Raw genomic sequence first — 16,001 nt, 5'->3', positions numbered from 1 at the left:
GTGAAGGCTTCCTATCTGGTAAAAAGAAAATGGAAAGGGGATACCAAGAAATTGTTTTCTTGGCATCCTTTTTTTGGAAAGCTATAGTTTAATCTTAAACCCACCGTTGATGACAAAACCATCCACAGGGGCATAGATGTCCAAAAACTGGGGGTCATTGATGTTTCCCGTATAAATTGTACCAAACCTTGTTTGTCGAGTATCCAGAAAATTCTCAAAGTTCAGAAATATCGAAAATTTCTTACCGAGCTTCTTTTCACTCATCAACCCAACAATCCAGTAGGATTCGCCTGTTTCACCACTGCCCAATTGTTGTGGGCTGTAATAATAGGCTTCAAGGCCTACCCAAAGATTATCTTCTTTTTCAAACATGAGCACATTATTCAACCGGTGCTTGGCCACCAATGGAAAATCCGACACCATCCCATTTTCATGCTGTTTTACATTGGCGTGGGTATACCCAGTGAACAGTTTAAAATCCCCATATTTTATCTTGAGGTTGACCTCTGCGCCACGGGTGTCCACATAGCCCCCGTATTGTTGGAATGCATAGAATCCATTCCCATCCGGTACCAGTGTCATGGGATCATCAATCTTGGTATAAAAAAGGAGTGTATTGATGGACATTGTCATCCCGGGTAGGGGGATACATTTATAGTTCACATCGAAATTACCGCCCAAGGAGCGTTCCAAATCAGCTTCATCTGTATTGATGGGCAATACATTACGGAACTGTAGCCGTTCCGCATCCTCAGTAAACACGGTAGGGGTTTTATACCCCATGCCACCGCCCAATCGGAAGGTTAACGCACTGTTGGGCTCGTAGAGCATGGACAATCTTGGAAGCGCCATGGCCCCATAATCGGAATGGAAATCGGCCCGGAACCCGGTCTCCACAGAAAAAGCTTCATCAATGGGCCATACATTTTGAGCGAACAGTCCAAAAATCTGGTAAGATTGGTTCAAGGCTTCGGACTGATTTTGCCGGGTATCGTTAAAATATTCCGTCCACAGGTTGGCACCAAAGACCCATTCCACCTCATCTTCTGTATTTGTAGAAAAATTAACTTCACTGAAAGACGAACGTTGGTATCCCGAAAAAGAAAAATCCGGGATTTGGATGGTACGGTCATAAAAACTGAAACTGTTCTTGACTTCCAATCGATTTTGGTCATTAAAGGCATGTTTGAATCCCAGTTGGGTAGAGAGCCTTTCGGTTTCATTGGATTCAAAATAAGGGTCGGCCACCGCATCACCCTTAACATAGTCCATATTACCACCAAGACGGTCTTCCCAAATGGCATTGATGCCCAACAGCAGTTCGGTCCGTTCGGTAAGATACCAATACAGTTTAGGGTTCAAGGTAAAGCGATCAAACTCGGGAATGGCTGTCAACCCAATATCCGCAGGATCGTAGGGCGTTCCCAAATTGTACGAAGCGAACACCGTTGTTCCCACTTTGTTGAACTTTTCCGAATAGAAACCACTAAGGTCCAGACCAAGGGCAGAGGTGCCGTTTGCCATAAAGCTGAGCTCGGGCTCATCCTCTGGGGTTTTGGAAATCAAGTTTACCAGTCCAGCAATGGCACCTCCACCATACAACGTGGAACTGGATCCCTTGATGACCTCCACCTGTTTCAGGTCCAAAGGTGCAATTTGCATAAGACTAAGCCCACTTGCAAACCCAGAATACAGAGGGAATCCATCACGAAGGAGCTGGGTATATTTCCCATCCAAGCCTTGTATTCGGATACTGGAGTTGTAGCTGGTGGCCGAGGTCTGTTGGGTTCGGATTCCTGTGCTTTCGTTAAGCAGCATCCGGATGTCCCCGGGTTTCATATTTCCTTTTTCGGAGAGTTCCTCCCCCGCGATGACCTCTACCCGTGTGGGAATGTCCTCAATGGTTCGGCTGCTCCTTGTGGAGACCAAAGTTACCTCTTCCATTTCTTCGGTTTGGGGAAAAAGGAAAAAAGTCTGTCCTTGAATTGTTTCTTCCAAAGGAAAATCAAGTTCACGTTCCACTGCAGCATATCCTACATAACTTAATCGCAGCTGAAACGTCCCATTGGGAATGTTATCTATATGTATTTCTCCTTCTTCATTGGAAATGGCCCCTTTGTCCAGGGATGCCAAAACTGCTGTGAGCCCAATCAAGGGTTCGCCACTTAAAGAGTCCTTGACCACAAGGTCAAGAGTATTCTGTGCAAGAACGGATACCATCCCGAATAGGAATAGCACCACAAACAATCGTAATTTCATTTTTTTGGTTTTTGAAGTATTTTGAATCTTGGCCAAAAAGCCAAGTGTACCTTTATCTACAATGGGCTATACTTCAATAGTGCGAGGGGGCTTTAGGGAAAAAAAATACACTTCCTTGGGTAAAAGTTCCAGGTACGGTACCGGAGGGGATTCCTTTTCAACCTCCAGATTGATGAAATCCATGGACTCATACGCAATTGTAAATCCTGGACATCTGCCACAGGTATAAAAAGGGGAACAAGGCGTATCCTTGCTCAGTGGAAGCTTTTCCGAATCGTCATGTCCACATTGGTCCACCAATACTGTTTCGGAACAAGAATCGGTCTCCTGACAACATGGATATGATGAAAGCAGCATCGTAAGCAACGATAAAAGGATTGCAAAAACTTTCATACTTCAAAAGTATAAAAAACAACCATGTAATTTAAATCCTAAGAGGTAGTTATTGGTCAAGACCTTCGGTCTATTCCAAATACCCCTTTAAAAATTCAATTTTGGAGGAGTTCCTTAACTTAGCCAAAGCCGTTACTTTTATTTGTCTGACCCTTTCTTTTGTAAGATCTAAATTAAAAGCAATTTCTTCCAATCCCATGGAATCTTCTGCCCCTATCCCAAAGTACATCTTAATCACAAAAGCTTCGCGATAAGATAAAATATCCAAAATACCATCAATTTCCAATTGTAACGAACTAATGATCAACTTCTGTTCTGGGCTGCCAAACTCATCGGAACGCATTACGTCATGCAAGTTTAGTCCTCCATCCCCAATCCCCAATGGCTCATCCATTGAAAGGGGCCAGGAAGAGTGCTTTAAGCATATTTGAATCTCCGATAGTGAGAAATCGATCAGTTCAGCTATTTCTTCTGCTGTTGGTGGCCTTTGATGCATTTGTTCGAAATGGGAAGAGATGCTGTTTATCTTGTTGATCACATTTATTTTGTTCAAGGGCAATCTGACCATCCTTGATTTTTCCGTAAGCGCCTGTATTATTCCTTGGCGTATCCACCATACTGCATAGGAAATGAACTTGAAACCACGCGTCTCATCAAATTTAGATGCTGCTCTGACCAGCCCAACATTCCCTTCGTTAATGAGATCATGCAAATTGAGTCCCCTTGATTGGTACTGTTTCGCCACCGACACAACAAACCGTAAATTGGCGGACACCAACTTTTCTAGAGCTTCGTTATCCCCTTGCCTTATGCGAACTGCCAAATCAACCTCTTCCTCTTCGGTAATCATTGGAATACGGCTTATATCACTGAGGTATTTGTTCAAGGAAAGGGTATCCCTTGCTGTTATTTGCTTTGATATGGTAAGAGATCTCATAGGTTTTGTTTTTCATTAGGCCATCGTCCTTACATAAATCAAGTTTCCATTGCCCTTTGGATTTTTTCTAGACCCTATTTCGATTTGACCGATGGATTTGACCAAAGGTGTAAGTTTTCGGAACCCATAGTTTCTTGCATCAAAATTGGGTTGTTTCTTTTGCAATAATGTCCCTACCTCACCCAAGAAGGCCCAACCTTCCTCATCTTCCACATCGGCAATGGTGGAAAGTATAAGATCAATAACCTTTGGGGTTATTTTATCGACCTTGTTTTTATCACTTTTCTCAGGAGTATTGGATTCCCCAACATGGGTCTTATGCAGTATTTCGAGATATATGAACTTGTCGCATGAAACTATAAAGGGGTCTGGGGTCTTTCGCTCTCCAATACCAAAAACGGTCATCCCCGCTTCTCTTAACCGTATGGCCAGCCGTGTAAAATCACTATCACTGGAGACCAGTGAAAAACCATTCACCTTTCCGGAATAGAGTATGTCCATTGCGTCAATGATCATGGCACTGTCCGTTGCATTTTTGCCCGTGGTATATCCATATTGTTGCACGGGGGTAATGGCGTTTTTTAGTAGGACATCCTTCCATTTCGCCAAACTTGGCTTTGTCCAATCACCATAAATCCTTTTAATGCTTGGATTGCCATATTTGGCAATCTCTTCCAACATTTCCTTCACATATTTGGAAGGTATATTATCACCGTCTATTAGGACGGCTAGGTTTAAATCTTTGTCCATAAAATCACTCCTCATTCTTTTTTAAATATTCCTTTCTATGGATTGCCTTTTTCAGGCTCTCCCTTCTCTCCTCGGATTTTTTGGTAAACTCCTGATTGTCCCTGATACGTTTCAACTGTTGGGTATTCCTCACCTTGTTTCTATACCTTTTCAAGGCCCTTTCTATGTTCTCGCCTGGAACTATCTTAATTATCAGCATATTTTCTTTTCATTACTAATTATTTAAATCCTGCCATTAAGAGCCAATATTTACACATTGGACTCTTTTTCAGGGATATGGCGGATTCCCTGGCATATACAAAATTTGGACTTTGACCTGTTTGGTCTGGTCTTAAAAATGTGAATATTGGTTCAAGCAAAAAATAACTAAGAAGTGGCCCTTTGTGAATTGTAAATGGGAAAAAGGGAGGGCTATCTTTTTATTTAAGGATTGGAGCAATCATCGTCCATAACCCGTGATGCGCTGTAAAGGAAAGGATTTAAATTGGAACTAAACCCGTTTGTCCTGTTTATTTTATGATAAGGAATGGTTCTGCTTTCATAGTGCACGATCATTGTTTTGATTCTAATTGCCCTTGAAATGGCAATTCAACCTTTAAATAGTTCCGTTCCCTAAAATACTTGTTTTCAACAATTAACACAGTATTGGGGAATACTGCCCAGATAAATGGTAAGTTTGTGAGGTTAAAATTCAGAAAGCCCAAGTCAATTTAGTCTTCGCAGATCTTCAATTCATTTTCAGCTCTCTTCTTTTTAATTTATAACGTAGTCAAATATTTTAAGCCAAACGTTAAGGATGGTGACGCCTTTATGGATTCGGACAATTATGTAATGGTCCCCATATTTGGATAATTCTTCAACATGCCCAAGCCAATTGCGCTTATCAATTATCTCTTTATATCACATGCGTGAGCAACACCAAACCGCAATTAATGGTATTAACAAGCCAAGATTTTCAAAAAATTCAAATTCTGATTTTTCAAAAACCCTGAGAAACAGGGTCGGCACATATTTTAAAACAAACAATATCAGTAGACATGCCAATACAAGTATGGTCGTGAAGACCATGGTCATGCTCATTATCTTTTTTGTCCCCTTGATTTTCATAAACATTGGGATGGTTACCGCTCCCTTGTTGATTTTTGGTTTTTATGTAATTAGTGGAATAGGAATGGCTGGAATAGGAATGGGCATTATGCATGATGCCATCCATGGATCTTACTCCAAAAATCAAAGAGTGAACAAATATCTTGGGTACACCATGAATCTCATAGGAGGTAATGCCGCTGTTTGGAAAATCCAACACAATGTACTCCATCATACCTATACCAACATAGAGGGGGCCGATGATGACATTAACGCTCCTTTTTTCCTTCGGTTCTCCCCACATGCCAAAAAAAATGGTCTGCACAGGTTCCAATACTTGTATGTATGGTTCTTTTATGGCCTATCCACGGTCTCTTGGATAACCACCAAAGATTTCATAAGACTTGATCGGTATCGGAAAATGGGATTTTTCAACAAAAAGAATGGTTACAGGAATGCGCTCATGAAGATTGTTGGATGGAAGTTGATATACTTTTCGTATGCCTTGGTTATACCCTTGTTGGTTGTACCTCTGTCCCCATGGATCATCGTTCTGGCTTTTCTCAGCATGCATTTTGTTACAGGTCTACTGATAAGCATCGTATTTCAAGTAGCGCACATCATGCCAAATACGGAATTTCCACTGCCTAATGAAGATGGGGAAATTTCAAGTGACTGGGCAGACCACCAATTGGCCACAACAACTAATTTTTCTCCCAAGAGCAGGATATTTTCATGGCTGATTGGCGGGTTGAACTATCAGGTGGAGCATCATCTATTGCCCAATGTCTGCCATATACATTATAGAAAAATATCTGGTATCGTAGCGGATACTGCCAAGGAATTTGGGATTCCTTATAATACAAAAAGAACATTTATCGCCGCCATTATCGACCATGTTGGGGTCTTACGAAAGTTAGGGAAGGTACAACCTGCTCATACCTGATAGAGGGGTGATTATAAAAACAAACATTGAATAGAATATAAATATTAAATATAAAGTAATGCGAGAAGGAACAGTAAAATTTTATAACGAAGCAAAGGGTTTTGGTTTTATTCAGCCCAATGACTCCAATGATGATGTTTTTGTGCACCAAAGTGGCCTCATAGATAAAATCCGTGAAAACGATAAGGTAAAATTTACAATGGAAAGAGGCCAGAAGGGCATGAACGCCGTAAATGTCGAATTATTGATCAGTTAGATCCTTTATTCTACAAACAATAAAAACCATCTTTTAAAGATGGTTTTTTTATGGGGGCAAATGTCCCAAATTCTTACCTCTAAACTTTGCGCATGGATCCTGTCCGATTTTTGTAGTGTTCCGGTAGATAAACGTCAAGCAAAAATCGGATAGGGCGCTATCCTACTTTTTGCCATTTTCCTCTATCCATTTTTGGTAGAGTTCCTTTGCCTGCGGGCTCTCATCAAGGAATGTCCCGTAATGTCCCATGACACTGTCCCGGCCTTTCATATATGCAGCCTCTTCTTTCTTGGATATCCTTGATACCTGATAGACCGAAAATCCGATGACCAAAAGGACACACACCAACAATCCCCAAGACAGTTTTATGGCCCAACTTGGCAACAAAATTGATTTCTCCACCTTGCGAAGAATCCGTTGCATCAGTTTTTGCTGTTCCTCAATGTTTTTCTTTTGATTGTTGCTGTACCCTTTCAAGAGTGCATCAATCCCAGCAGTATCAGGCCTAAGTTGAAGGTTCTGCATGCCATCATGCACCTTTTCCAATCGTGCGATGCTCTTTTCAAACTCACTTATCTCCTCGGTCAACAGTTCCGCTATTTCATCAAGTTTTGCCATGGTATACTATTTAGATTCCTATTCCCGTATCCCTGACCACTTTGATGGCCAGTTTTATTGTTTTCTTGGCAATGGTTGCTGCCAAATTGGATGGGACATTCACTGTCCTACCCAAAAGTTCCATGCTCCTGTCCTTTGCCATTCTTTGTACCCTGTCCTTCTCAAAGTTCATTTGGCCCGCAATTCTGCCCATGGACATGGAACGGTGCACCTCCCTACCTTTAAGGTTCGTTCCTTTGTACTCGAACCGAAAGCCCTGTAATTGGTTCTGTCTGTTGATACTCGGGATGACTTTCACCTTGTTCTCCTCCATCGATTTGATATACTGGTCAAAATCCCTTGGCCGCTCCTTGGCCATGACTTTTTCATGGATCCGCTGTATTTCCGACCTGATTTCATTCATCCTATACAACTTTTCTTGTTGCACCTCCCTTACTGTAGTGAGGTTCATCTGTTTAGCCACCTTCTCGGCCATTTGTTGGCTCCGGTTTCCAATGAAACTGTCATTGTAGGCCTTTCCCTCAAAGCTTATCCGGTTCACATAGAGGTGGACATGTACGTGTTCCTTGTCCCTGTGTACAAAGGCCACAGCCTGATTTTCCTTTAACCTCATTTCTTTAAGGAACCGTTCGGTCATTTCTTTCAGTTGTTTCGCTTCCAGTTTTTTACCGTCCTCTATCGTCGGGCTTAGCACAAAGCTGAGCGTGTTCTTTTTGCATAGTTCGTTCTGCTGTTGAATGACCCTGAACTCCTCCGTAATTTCCCTTGGAGTTTCCCCGGCCAGATATTGACTGTGGATAATTTCTGAATCCTTTTCTTCCTTCAGTCCATAGCTCATGGAAGCTGCAGTGTGTGATATTGCTTTACCCTTTCCTATCATTTTTTGAAGCTTATAAGGTGCTGTCGTATTTCATTGGCCAGTTGGGCTACTTCTTCTGCCAATTTTGGGTTGCGTTTGCGGAACATATTGGTGATCAGTTTGAAGTTCCTTTGGTATTTCACCAACATTTTATAGGCCTCAATTTGCTCATCGGTCATCCGCTCAATTATCCTGTCATTGAATGCTGCTCGGCGACAGTATTCACTGATGGATAGACCGCTCTTTCTGGCCTTTACCTTCAGCAGTTTCTTCTCGTAGACCGAGCATCGGAACTGGACGAACTCCTTTTTCATATTTCCATCATCTTTTGCGACCTCCGGGAGCAAAAGCAAGATTTGTCATGACAATGACACATCTTGAATTTCCACTCAGACGCAAGATCAAATGCATTGTTCTACAATTGGCCATTTCTCCTTTTAAGGGTGTATTTAATGGCCGCATCCTCAATTTCCATTTTGGATTTTCTTCCATTTTGCAATAACCATTCATTGAGCTTCTTCTTTTCAAAGAATATCATTTTCCCATTGGGCTTGGAATGGGGAATTTCCCTAGCTGCGGTCAGTTTGTACAGATAACTTCTGGAAATACCCGTATACTCACAGGTTTCCTCGAGTGTCAATACTTCCTTGTTGGAGACCAATAACCGTTCAATTCGGTCCAATTTCTCCATTAGTTCAAAATAATCCATTTTCCCATTTTTATGTGACGATGGAACTAAACTAGCAAGGGAAACAAAAGGAAATGTCAGCATTGCATGCCATGTATCCAAATTGGAATTGTAGGTAATCCTATTGGTTTTGGAAAGATGAAAAAACAACCTGCAGATCTCCATTCCGCTTGGAAACAGGGGTACGTATCGGCGCGTTCTTTATGGTGGAATAGTTGTAAGGTCTGCCATCCGGTCTTCGGATAACATTGGAGGTCTCGAAGAAGTCCTTTAAGGTCATTGAGTTGCTTGGAAAAGATGCCGTAAAGAACTCATAAAACTCTCTGGCACTTGGGGAGTCCAAGTTAAAATGGATTTTGGATTCGTGTGCATTCCAATTATTGGTAAGCGCATTTAGAAAATCCTCCCTAGTAGTTTGTTCAAGTCTTAGCATTTCATACCTGACAAGTTCATCATACAGCTTGTCCAAATGCGATTTGGATGCGGAGATATTGAAATTCTTGGACGAACGCAACTTCTTTTTGATACTTGGAATAAAAACACCTTTGAACATCTTGGACCATGTTATCTGGCTAAACACAAATCCTTGAACAAAGACTACAAGATTTAAAATGGAATATACACTTAAAGATTCCTGTGTATCTTTCATAATCTTAGAATAGGTGGTATGCATCAGAAGTAGGCCAATACCATAAAATACCAATCGGGGCCTTTCAATGTATTTGTCCCATCCAACCTTTTCATTGAACATATATCTTGCAAAGAATCTTATATAAGCTATAAACAGCCGTATATAGGCATATGCAATACACAATAAGAGCAAGTATTTACTGATGCTGTCGTTCATTTACCTAATTTAATGTTTTGGCAGATAAGGAGGAAATTATTGAGAAGGCATAAGGTATTCAACACCATTATTCATTGTTCCGATATAATTCAATTGTCCTTTACCACTTTCCCAAAACAGTTTTTACATCATATTTGGCAACCATCTTGACGTTTACGTGATAAGGCGGTCTCTCATACAATTGATACCAACAGGAATTTCTGTATACAGATGAACAGCCGATGTTTGCCCAATATTTTGAACAAATACTCTTTATTTAGGATTATTGTAACAGCAATGCTAATTGTTACTTAAGAATTAGGGAACTCAATCTGAAATCAAGTCAATTACTATAGAAAAATAGACTTAATTCTATCAAAAAGTTATGGAAAAAGATACATTTCTATATCGGCAGTATGTGCTTCCTAAGAGATAAAAAATACCAGGACGGTCAAACAAACTGAAATGAAAAGAGTAGTTGAATTGAAAGTGCCATATAACAAATTATGGGCCAATTTTCCTCCAAGTTTCATGGAATGATCATAGTAATTGTATTGGTGTTTTTCAATCATAAGATATCTATAAAACCCTCTAATACCTCCCATTATGAAGTGAATCAATATAAACTTAGTGATTATCGTCTCCATGTTTAAATTCAATGATGATCAATTATCTGTTCCTAATAACATCTCCCACACCAATAAAGGGAATGGCGCCTGCACCCGTTACTTGGGGCAAAATCCCATTCCATTTTTCTATGGCCTTTAGGTTTGCTTCTATCTTCCTGAGTTCAATTAGGTCGGGTGAAATATTCATTTTCTGTAAACGAAGTGCCTCTGCTTCGGCAGTTGCTGCAGCAATGGTCTGCTCAGCTTCGACTTTTATCCTATCCAGGTCCCTTTTTGCCTTCAATGCATTTTGTTCAGCGGTTTGTTTTGCCTCAATCGCATCGGTAAACGTCTGAGAAAAACTAAATGAGATGATAGAAAAGGCATCAACGGATATGTTCGAAACAAGCAATCTAGAAGTAAGGGCTTCTTGCATTTCCGAGCTTACTGCCGGTCTTTTGGTAATCAATTCTTCTGCGGTATACTTGGCCGACACTGCTTTCATCACCTCTTGAATGGCAGGGTCAATAATACGCTCCTTAAATTCCACACCAATGGTTTGATAAACCAAATTAGCTTTATCGGGTATAATGTGATAATTAAGTGCAACAGATAAATCCACATCCTGAAGATCTGAGGATGAAGAAGCGGCATCTGTCATGATTTTTTGAATTTTAACATCCATGGGAATCACGGTTTGTACTACTGGTATTTTGAAGTGAATCCCTTCATTCAATACCTTATCCTGTACTGCCCCGAAATTTTGGACAACACCTCTTTCACCTGCCCCAATCTGCACCCATGGTTTAAATACAATTAGAAGTACCGCCAATACGGTAATAATGAACAAATTTCTCCATTGACTCTTTTTCAGTGCATTTTTTATTTCTCTTATAGGGTCATTATCCATAGTAATTGTGTTTAATTGCAAAGATGGGATTTCACATCCCCAAACTGTTACACTGAACCAAACCAATCTTGCATAAATCACAGATTGTCCAATGAGGCAAAAAACTATCTATCCTTGGTCTGATTCCTTGAAAGCTTATCTTAATTACATTATCGAGCCATAAATGGCATATTCCTTTTCTTTTCCAATGGCCCACATGACATCGCCATAATCAAAATGCCAATATTCTTTAAGATCACACACAAAATCTTCATCTTCAAACAATCCTATCAACAGGGCCCTATTCTTCTTCGCTTCAGGGCCAATGCCCGGGTGGTAGGGGTAACATTGCTTTGAGAGCTTGATTTCCAGCCCAGTATTCGTCCCAAAGTCCATGACACAATCATTAACGTCATCATAGATCAATGCATCTATTGCTCCACCTGTGGTATGCATTGACTTTTGGGGCGGAGCAATAAAATGGCTGACCATCTCTTCAATCTCTTTAAAAGACTTTTCAGGATGCATCCTTTGCATTCTTCCAAAGGATATAAATTTGGTTTCCCAAAGTAGCTGTTGATGTTCAAAGGACCTCCATGCGGAACGGATGATCAAGGTCTTATTTTGCGCATCCAATCGTTGACTTATACGGGCTATTTTTTCGATCATATCTTCCCGGACCAAATATTGATAGCCATCCATGAACGAGGATTCAAAAATCAAATGAAGACCTGCCTCTTTTAAACTTTTTAGGGCGGCGTGATTTTCCCTGATTGGAATGGTCGGGGCCAAGATCTTGTTTCGGGTATCTCTGGCTTCCACAACTTCACAATACTTCTTTGCATTCTTGATAGTTGACATGATTTTTTGTTATATATGGGGAGTTCAGTCCTCTCAACAAGGCATTGTAGTTAAGATCGAATGTTACAGTATCGCCCACCTCTAAATTTGCCTTATTGTTATCTACCACGATATGATCGCTACTTGCTCCTAAAATGGTCACATTTTGTTTCGGGACAATTCCAGAAACCACAACATCCTGCAAGCCAATGCCCAAAATGGCCCTGTTCATTAACCCATGATCTTTGAAGTGGAGTATTTTACCGTTCATATTTTGATAGACTTTACCATAAGGTTGGGAAGGTTTTTGTTTTGCTTCAATAACCTCGGCCACAAGGGTAAATATATCGGTAAAAAGTCCAGGGATGGGTTCTCTACAAAGTGTTTCCCGTCCCAGAAAAATAGACTCTCCCAAACGCAAGCTGTTTATCCTGTCCACATCTTTCGATGATCTGAACCAACGGTAGTTAGCAGAGCTCCCCCCGGACACTATGTCCAGGGAAATATTGAACTTGTTTTCCAAATGCCCAGCAATGGAGGATAGCTCAGCCATATTATCAGAATCAGGCGCTATTCCACCTAAACAAGCGAGGTTTGTACCAATCCCAATCAAAACGATGCCTTTCAAGCTAATTACATCCCTTACCATATTCTCCATTTCCGAAGGCATGATTCCTTCACGCAAATCTCCAAGTTCCACCATTAAGATTACCTTATGGATACTATGATTTTTCAAGGCACATTTTGAAAGTTCCTTGAGTACTATGAGTTCCGAATTCAGGCTAATATGGGTATGGGTGATCACTTCTTCCGCTTGGCTAAGGGCTGGTGACTTGAGCAACATAAACTGCGCCCGTATACCAGCTTTGCGCATTCTCTGGATATTTTCCAATCTGGAGTCCGCCAAGGTTTTGATGCCATTTTTCACCATCATCCCAGCAATGACCGGATCTCCGCCAATGACCTTGGTGACTCCTATTATTTTGATGCCTTTGGTGCCATAAAGCGTTGTCAATTGTTGGACGTTATGTGCAATTTTCGCAGAATCAATATCTATTCTCGGAAGATTCAAACGGACACAGATTCCCTTGCAAGCTCTGGAAATGTCCTGAGTAATGCTTTTACCAATTTATCGCACCCATACTTCAAAACATCTGTGACGGGCAGATTAAATTCGGATTCACATCTCGTAATGAATTGGCTTATTTCAGCAATGTCCATCTTTTCATGGTTGACGGTAATTGCTATTACCCTGGCCTTGGAGAACATCTCTATCATTTCGATCTCACCAAGTAGCCCCAACATTGGAATTTTGGGATAATCACAATAGCTTTTTCGCTTGGGAGGGTGTTGTAAAATAATGGCATCGGGCATTGCACCACGCAAGATGGCGCTTGAAGAGGTAAATGCGGGATGACTCAAAGCTCCTTGGCCTTCCACTACAATGATATCGGGTTCCTCTTTCTCACAAGCATTCAGAATAGCATGCTCAACTTCTCCCGTGGCAAACCCAGAGGTTAGTACGTCTACTGCCACCCCATATTCGGAACCTTGGAGGAGGCCGGTTTGACCAGTGGTGACAAAAATTGCATTCAAGCCTTCATTCCGAAGTGCTTCCACCAAAAATAAGGCAGTGGTTCTTTTGCCAACAGCACAATCAGTTCCCATTACTGTGATTATTGGAACTTTTACATTTTGGATGCGTCCAGTAAAATTGTGAAGGTTTTCACGTCCAGGCGGCTTTCGCACATCCTGGATGGTTACCCCATGCACATGGGCCATCTTGGAAAATTGCGGATCATCGCTAAAAAATTCTGGAAGACCATTAATGATGTCCATCTCACTCTTCATAGCTGTAAAAATAATCTCTCTTTGTTCATTGTCTAAAAATGAAGCGAGAGGGGCGATGCCATAGATAAAGTATTTCGGAATACTGCCCAATTCTTCCAGGGCACTTTCAATGCTTTTAAAAATTGGAATAGTGTTTTTTACACCATCAAGATACTCACCTGCATCTTGTCCGGCTTTGGTACTGTCTATGACTCCAACAATGGTATACCTTTCCGATTGTCTAATAAGTCCATTGGCCACTTTACCGTCTATATTCCCAAATTCGTTTTCACAATAAACTAGTGCGCTTTCTTTCATAATGTCAGTTGTTCATGTTTAATAGTAGATAGATTACCTACATACGGTTTAAGCTCGCTGGCCAAATAAACCAATTCATTTTTGGCCGGGTCGTTCTGGATAGCACAGTAGTAGACTTTACGAACATACAATCGCACCACAAGCAGTACCGTCGGCCTTACCTTTGCGTAAACAAGATCTCCTCTTTGGTATTCTTTTTTTGTGGCATTTCTTTTCATTGAATATTCTTTTGTGTAGATGAAATAGACGGGTCATTCATTTTTTATAGTGGTACATAACATCTTAAATTTATGATTTGCTTCAAAGGAGCAGGGTGTAAATGCAGGTATAATTATGGAATCCCCTCTCCGCATAAAAGTAGAATTACCGTTTATCACAACCTCGGCTTTTCCTTCAATGATATGGACGAATCGAATAAAAGGGGATTCACTATGGGACAACACCTTGCCGAAATCAAATGCGAATGCCTGTATGATACAGTTGTTCTGGACACTTATGTTTTTTACCACAATGGAATTGGAATTGAACTCCAGTATATCCGCCAAGTTAAACGTGATGGATTCCTCAAATTCACCCTTGTCCATAATTAATGGTATTAAGATTAGTATCCCTTCCCCTCTATTCCGACCTGTTTTTGGCATTCCGTTTGGCCCTTTTTGCCGCCTTTTTTTCTTTAGGGGTTTTTGAAGGCAGTGTTTTTCCAGACTTTTTCTTTCCTTCTCTTTCTTTTGACATAGTATATTTATTTAAGTTGTCATTGCTTCATGGCAATGTGCTTGCCAGCATGAGCATTGTTATGAACAGAATAAAAAAGATTACACATTTTCTCACAACCGAATGTTTATTGTTGGCTTAGGATAGTTGGAATGGCTGGGACTATGATTGTAAAATGTTCTATTGGGCAAGGGTAAGTAACAACAAGAAAAAAGAGCAGTGTTTTTTAGTTCCTGCTCTTTTTTGGGCTTCTAAAAATTTAAAAGCACGTATCAACAAATTAAATTGCTTCAAAGCATATGAGCCAACATTGCATTAAAGATTACTTTCAATTATTTTTAATTCGAATCAACCTAGGCACTAAACTTTTGTTCAATTCACTTTCTTCTTCATTTTTTAACCTTAAGCTTTCAATAATCGGAGGGTAAAGACTGAGAAGTTTTTCTAGAATCCCTTTAACCGATATATTTTTTTTAAATATGTCCATAGTATGATTTGTTATCAAGCTGATTATATAATTATCAGCAATAAACAAAGGTGCGATAGAATTAGGTGGGGTTTGCTACATAAATAATATTAAACTTTACATATATCACAGGTTTTCCAAGTTTTGCGTCCTTTTTTCCTTTAACTTTTTATAATAGGAGGGTGTGAGACCGGTGACTTTTTTAAATTGATTGGAGAGATGTGCGGAGCTACTATAATGAAGTTTATATGCTATTTCGGTAAGATTGAGTTCGTCATATAGGAGCAACTCTTTTACTCTTTCGATTTTGTGTTTAATGATATAATGCTGCAAAGTGATTCCTTTCACCTCTGAAAACGTGTTGGACAAATACGTGTAGTCGTACCCTAATTTTTCACTTAAATACCCGGAGTAATTGGTTTTTGGTATCTCATCGGTATGATGGATCATTTCGATTATTGCATTCTTGATTTTTTCAATCAATATGCTCTTTTTGTCATCCAATAATTCCAATCCAGACTTCAGCAGATTATTTTTGAGTTGGATTCTCTTTTCATGGGTAATTTCCTCCTTAGTTTCCACCATGCCCAGATTCAAGGTAACATAATCCAGTCCCAACTTTGTCAATTCTTCCTTTACCAACATTTTGCAGCGAAGACTGACCATGTATTTTATATATAATTTCATTCATTTATTTTGAATGGTCTTCCTCAATTCC

The 16,001-nt window shown here is 40.3% G+C and carries 19 protein-coding genes; 2 read left to right on the top strand and 17 right to left on the bottom strand.

Annotation, left to right across the window (positions count from 1 at the left end):
* Nucleotides 1-81 precede the first annotated feature (81 nt).
* From J0X14_RS16245 to J0X14_RS16225, 5 genes are all read right to left on the bottom strand, one after another.
* The gene (locus J0X14_RS16245; RefSeq protein ID WP_207098874.1) at nucleotides 82-2,259 is read right to left on the bottom strand and encodes a TonB-dependent receptor; all 2,178 of its coding nucleotides are present in this window, start codon (nucleotides 2,257-2,259) and stop codon (nucleotides 82-84) included.
* A gap of 66 nt (nucleotides 2,260-2,325) precedes the next feature.
* On the bottom strand, nucleotides 2,326-2,652 hold the full coding sequence (locus J0X14_RS16240; protein WP_207098873.1) for a hypothetical protein: 327 nt from the start codon (nucleotides 2,650-2,652) through the stop codon (nucleotides 2,326-2,328).
* A gap of 70 nt (nucleotides 2,653-2,722) precedes the next feature.
* Nucleotides 2,723-3,589, bottom strand: a complete 867-nt coding sequence (locus tag J0X14_RS16235) for an RNA polymerase sigma factor RpoD/SigA (protein ID WP_207098872.1) — start codon at nucleotides 3,587-3,589, stop codon at nucleotides 2,723-2,725.
* Between the two features lie 15 nt (nucleotides 3,590-3,604).
* Nucleotides 3,605-4,339, bottom strand: coding sequence for an NYN domain-containing protein (locus J0X14_RS16230; RefSeq protein ID WP_207098871.1), 735 nt, complete (start codon nucleotides 4,337-4,339; stop codon nucleotides 3,605-3,607).
* A gap of 4 nt (nucleotides 4,340-4,343) precedes the next feature.
* Entirely contained in the window at nucleotides 4,344-4,538 is a 195-nt protein-coding gene (locus J0X14_RS16225; RefSeq protein ID WP_207098870.1) for a 30S ribosomal protein S21, read from the bottom strand.
* A gap of 873 nt (nucleotides 4,539-5,411) precedes the next feature.
* Between J0X14_RS16225 and J0X14_RS16220 the strand changes: the two genes are divergently transcribed.
* Both J0X14_RS16220 and J0X14_RS16215 read left to right on the top strand, forming a co-directional pair.
* Nucleotides 5,412-6,371 (top strand): fatty acid desaturase family protein, encoded by a 960-nt coding sequence (locus J0X14_RS16220; protein WP_242528066.1) that lies wholly within the window; start codon nucleotides 5,412-5,414, stop codon nucleotides 6,369-6,371.
* Nucleotides 6,372-6,429: 58 nt separating this feature from the next.
* Nucleotides 6,430-6,627, top strand: a complete 198-nt coding sequence (locus J0X14_RS16215; protein WP_127137627.1) for a cold-shock protein — start codon at nucleotides 6,430-6,432, stop codon at nucleotides 6,625-6,627.
* Between the two features lie 162 nt (nucleotides 6,628-6,789).
* Here J0X14_RS16215 and J0X14_RS16210 read toward each other — a convergent pair whose 3' ends face one another.
* The 12 genes from J0X14_RS16210 to J0X14_RS16155 form a co-directional block, all read right to left on the bottom strand.
* A complete protein-coding gene (locus J0X14_RS16210; protein ID WP_207098868.1) occupies nucleotides 6,790-7,245 on the bottom strand; it encodes a DUF6730 family protein in 456 nt (151 codons plus the stop codon).
* Nucleotides 7,246-7,255: 10 nt separating this feature from the next.
* On the bottom strand, nucleotides 7,256-8,125 hold the full coding sequence (locus J0X14_RS16205; RefSeq protein ID WP_207098867.1) for a relaxase/mobilization nuclease domain-containing protein: 870 nt from the start codon (nucleotides 8,123-8,125) through the stop codon (nucleotides 7,256-7,258).
* A complete protein-coding gene (gene mbpA, locus J0X14_RS16200) occupies nucleotides 8,122-8,418 on the bottom strand; it encodes a mobilization protein MbpA (protein ID WP_207098866.1) in 297 nt (98 codons plus the stop codon). Before mbpA ends, J0X14_RS16205 begins: the two co-directional genes overlap by 4 nt.
* A 101-nt stretch (nucleotides 8,419-8,519) precedes the next feature.
* Nucleotides 8,520-8,813 (bottom strand): helix-turn-helix transcriptional regulator, encoded by a 294-nt coding sequence (locus J0X14_RS16195; protein ID WP_207098865.1) that lies wholly within the window; start codon nucleotides 8,811-8,813, stop codon nucleotides 8,520-8,522.
* A gap of 100 nt (nucleotides 8,814-8,913) precedes the next feature.
* Entirely contained in the window at nucleotides 8,914-9,639 is a 726-nt protein-coding gene (locus tag J0X14_RS16190) for a hypothetical protein (protein WP_207098864.1), read from the bottom strand.
* Between the two features lie 648 nt (nucleotides 9,640-10,287).
* A complete protein-coding gene (locus J0X14_RS16185; protein WP_207098863.1) occupies nucleotides 10,288-11,136 on the bottom strand; it encodes a prohibitin family protein in 849 nt (282 codons plus the stop codon).
* A gap of 144 nt (nucleotides 11,137-11,280) precedes the next feature.
* The gene (locus J0X14_RS16180) at nucleotides 11,281-11,976 is read right to left on the bottom strand and encodes a M15 family metallopeptidase (protein ID WP_207098862.1); all 696 of its coding nucleotides are present in this window, start codon (nucleotides 11,974-11,976) and stop codon (nucleotides 11,281-11,283) included.
* Nucleotides 11,942-13,027, bottom strand: coding sequence for an alanine/ornithine racemase family PLP-dependent enzyme (locus tag J0X14_RS16175; RefSeq protein WP_207098861.1), 1,086 nt, complete (start codon nucleotides 13,025-13,027; stop codon nucleotides 11,942-11,944). Before J0X14_RS16175 ends, J0X14_RS16180 begins: the two co-directional genes overlap by 35 nt.
* On the bottom strand, nucleotides 13,024-14,103 hold the full coding sequence (locus J0X14_RS16170; protein ID WP_207098860.1) for a DUF1611 domain-containing protein: 1,080 nt from the start codon (nucleotides 14,101-14,103) through the stop codon (nucleotides 13,024-13,026). Before J0X14_RS16170 ends, J0X14_RS16175 begins: the two co-directional genes overlap by 4 nt.
* Nucleotides 14,100-14,321 carry a hypothetical protein gene (locus J0X14_RS16165; protein ID WP_207098859.1) on the bottom strand — a complete coding sequence of 74 codons (222 nt, stop codon included), beginning with the start codon at nucleotides 14,319-14,321 and terminating at the stop codon, nucleotides 14,100-14,102. Before J0X14_RS16165 ends, J0X14_RS16170 begins: the two co-directional genes overlap by 4 nt.
* A 33-nt stretch (nucleotides 14,322-14,354) precedes the next feature.
* The gene (locus tag J0X14_RS16160) at nucleotides 14,355-14,687 is read right to left on the bottom strand and encodes a cupin domain-containing protein (protein ID WP_207098858.1); all 333 of its coding nucleotides are present in this window, start codon (nucleotides 14,685-14,687) and stop codon (nucleotides 14,355-14,357) included.
* 722 nt (nucleotides 14,688-15,409) lie between these two features.
* Nucleotides 15,410-15,970: a helix-turn-helix domain-containing protein gene (locus J0X14_RS16155; RefSeq protein WP_207098857.1), complete on the bottom strand. Its 561-nt coding sequence runs from the start codon at nucleotides 15,968-15,970 to the stop codon at nucleotides 15,410-15,412.
* Nucleotides 15,971-16,001: the final 31 nt, after the last annotated feature.

The sequence above is a fragment of the Allomuricauda sp. CAU 1633 genome, from assembly GCF_017313225.1.
GTDB lineage: Bacteria > Bacteroidota > Bacteroidia > Flavobacteriales > Flavobacteriaceae > Flagellimonas.
This window is presented reverse-complemented; position numbering and strand designations above follow the sequence as displayed.

What these genes read in the sequence shown, in the direction of transcription:
- J0X14_RS16245 (WP_207098874.1), bottom strand. Translation starts at nt 2,259, where the DNA reads ATGAAATTACGATTGTTTGTGGTGCTATTCCTATTCGGGATGGTATCC.
- J0X14_RS16240 (WP_207098873.1), bottom strand. Translation starts at nt 2,652, where the DNA reads ATGAAAGTTTTTGCAATCCTTTTATCGTTGCTTACGATGCTGCTTTCA.
- J0X14_RS16235 (WP_207098872.1), bottom strand. Translation starts at nt 3,589, where the DNA reads ATGAGATCTCTTACCATATCAAAGCAAATAACAGCAAGGGATACCCTT.
- J0X14_RS16230 (WP_207098871.1), bottom strand. Translation starts at nt 4,339, where the DNA reads ATGGACAAAGATTTAAACCTAGCCGTCCTAATAGACGGTGATAATATA.
- J0X14_RS16225 (WP_207098870.1), bottom strand. Translation starts at nt 4,538, where the DNA reads ATGCTGATAATTAAGATAGTTCCAGGCGAGAACATAGAAAGGGCCTTG.
- J0X14_RS16220 (WP_242528066.1), top strand. Translation starts at nt 5,412, where the DNA reads ATGCTCATTATCTTTTTTGTCCCCTTGATTTTCATAAACATTGGGATG.
- J0X14_RS16215 (WP_127137627.1), top strand. Translation starts at nt 6,430, where the DNA reads ATGCGAGAAGGAACAGTAAAATTTTATAACGAAGCAAAGGGTTTTGGT.
- J0X14_RS16210 (WP_207098868.1), bottom strand. Translation starts at nt 7,245, where the DNA reads ATGGCAAAACTTGATGAAATAGCGGAACTGTTGACCGAGGAGATAAGT.
- J0X14_RS16205 (WP_207098867.1), bottom strand. Translation starts at nt 8,125, where the DNA reads ATGATAGGAAAGGGTAAAGCAATATCACACACTGCAGCTTCCATGAGC.
- mbpA (WP_207098866.1), bottom strand. Translation starts at nt 8,418, where the DNA reads ATGAAAAAGGAGTTCGTCCAGTTCCGATGCTCGGTCTACGAGAAGAAA.
- J0X14_RS16195 (WP_207098865.1), bottom strand. Translation starts at nt 8,813, where the DNA reads ATGGATTATTTTGAACTAATGGAGAAATTGGACCGAATTGAACGGTTA.
- J0X14_RS16190 (WP_207098864.1), bottom strand. Translation starts at nt 9,639, where the DNA reads ATGAACGACAGCATCAGTAAATACTTGCTCTTATTGTGTATTGCATAT.
- J0X14_RS16185 (WP_207098863.1), bottom strand. Translation starts at nt 11,136, where the DNA reads ATGGATAATGACCCTATAAGAGAAATAAAAAATGCACTGAAAAAGAGT.
- J0X14_RS16180 (WP_207098862.1), bottom strand. Translation starts at nt 11,976, where the DNA reads ATGTCAACTATCAAGAATGCAAAGAAGTATTGTGAAGTTGTGGAAGCC.
- J0X14_RS16170 (WP_207098860.1), bottom strand. Translation starts at nt 14,103, where the DNA reads ATGAAAGAAAGCGCACTAGTTTATTGTGAAAACGAATTTGGGAATATA.
- J0X14_RS16165 (WP_207098859.1), bottom strand. Translation starts at nt 14,321, where the DNA reads ATGAAAAGAAATGCCACAAAAAAAGAATACCAAAGAGGAGATCTTGTT.
- J0X14_RS16160 (WP_207098858.1), bottom strand. Translation starts at nt 14,687, where the DNA reads ATGGACAAGGGTGAATTTGAGGAATCCATCACGTTTAACTTGGCGGAT.
- J0X14_RS16155 (WP_207098857.1), bottom strand. Translation starts at nt 15,970, where the DNA reads ATGAAATTATATATAAAATACATGGTCAGTCTTCGCTGCAAAATGTTG.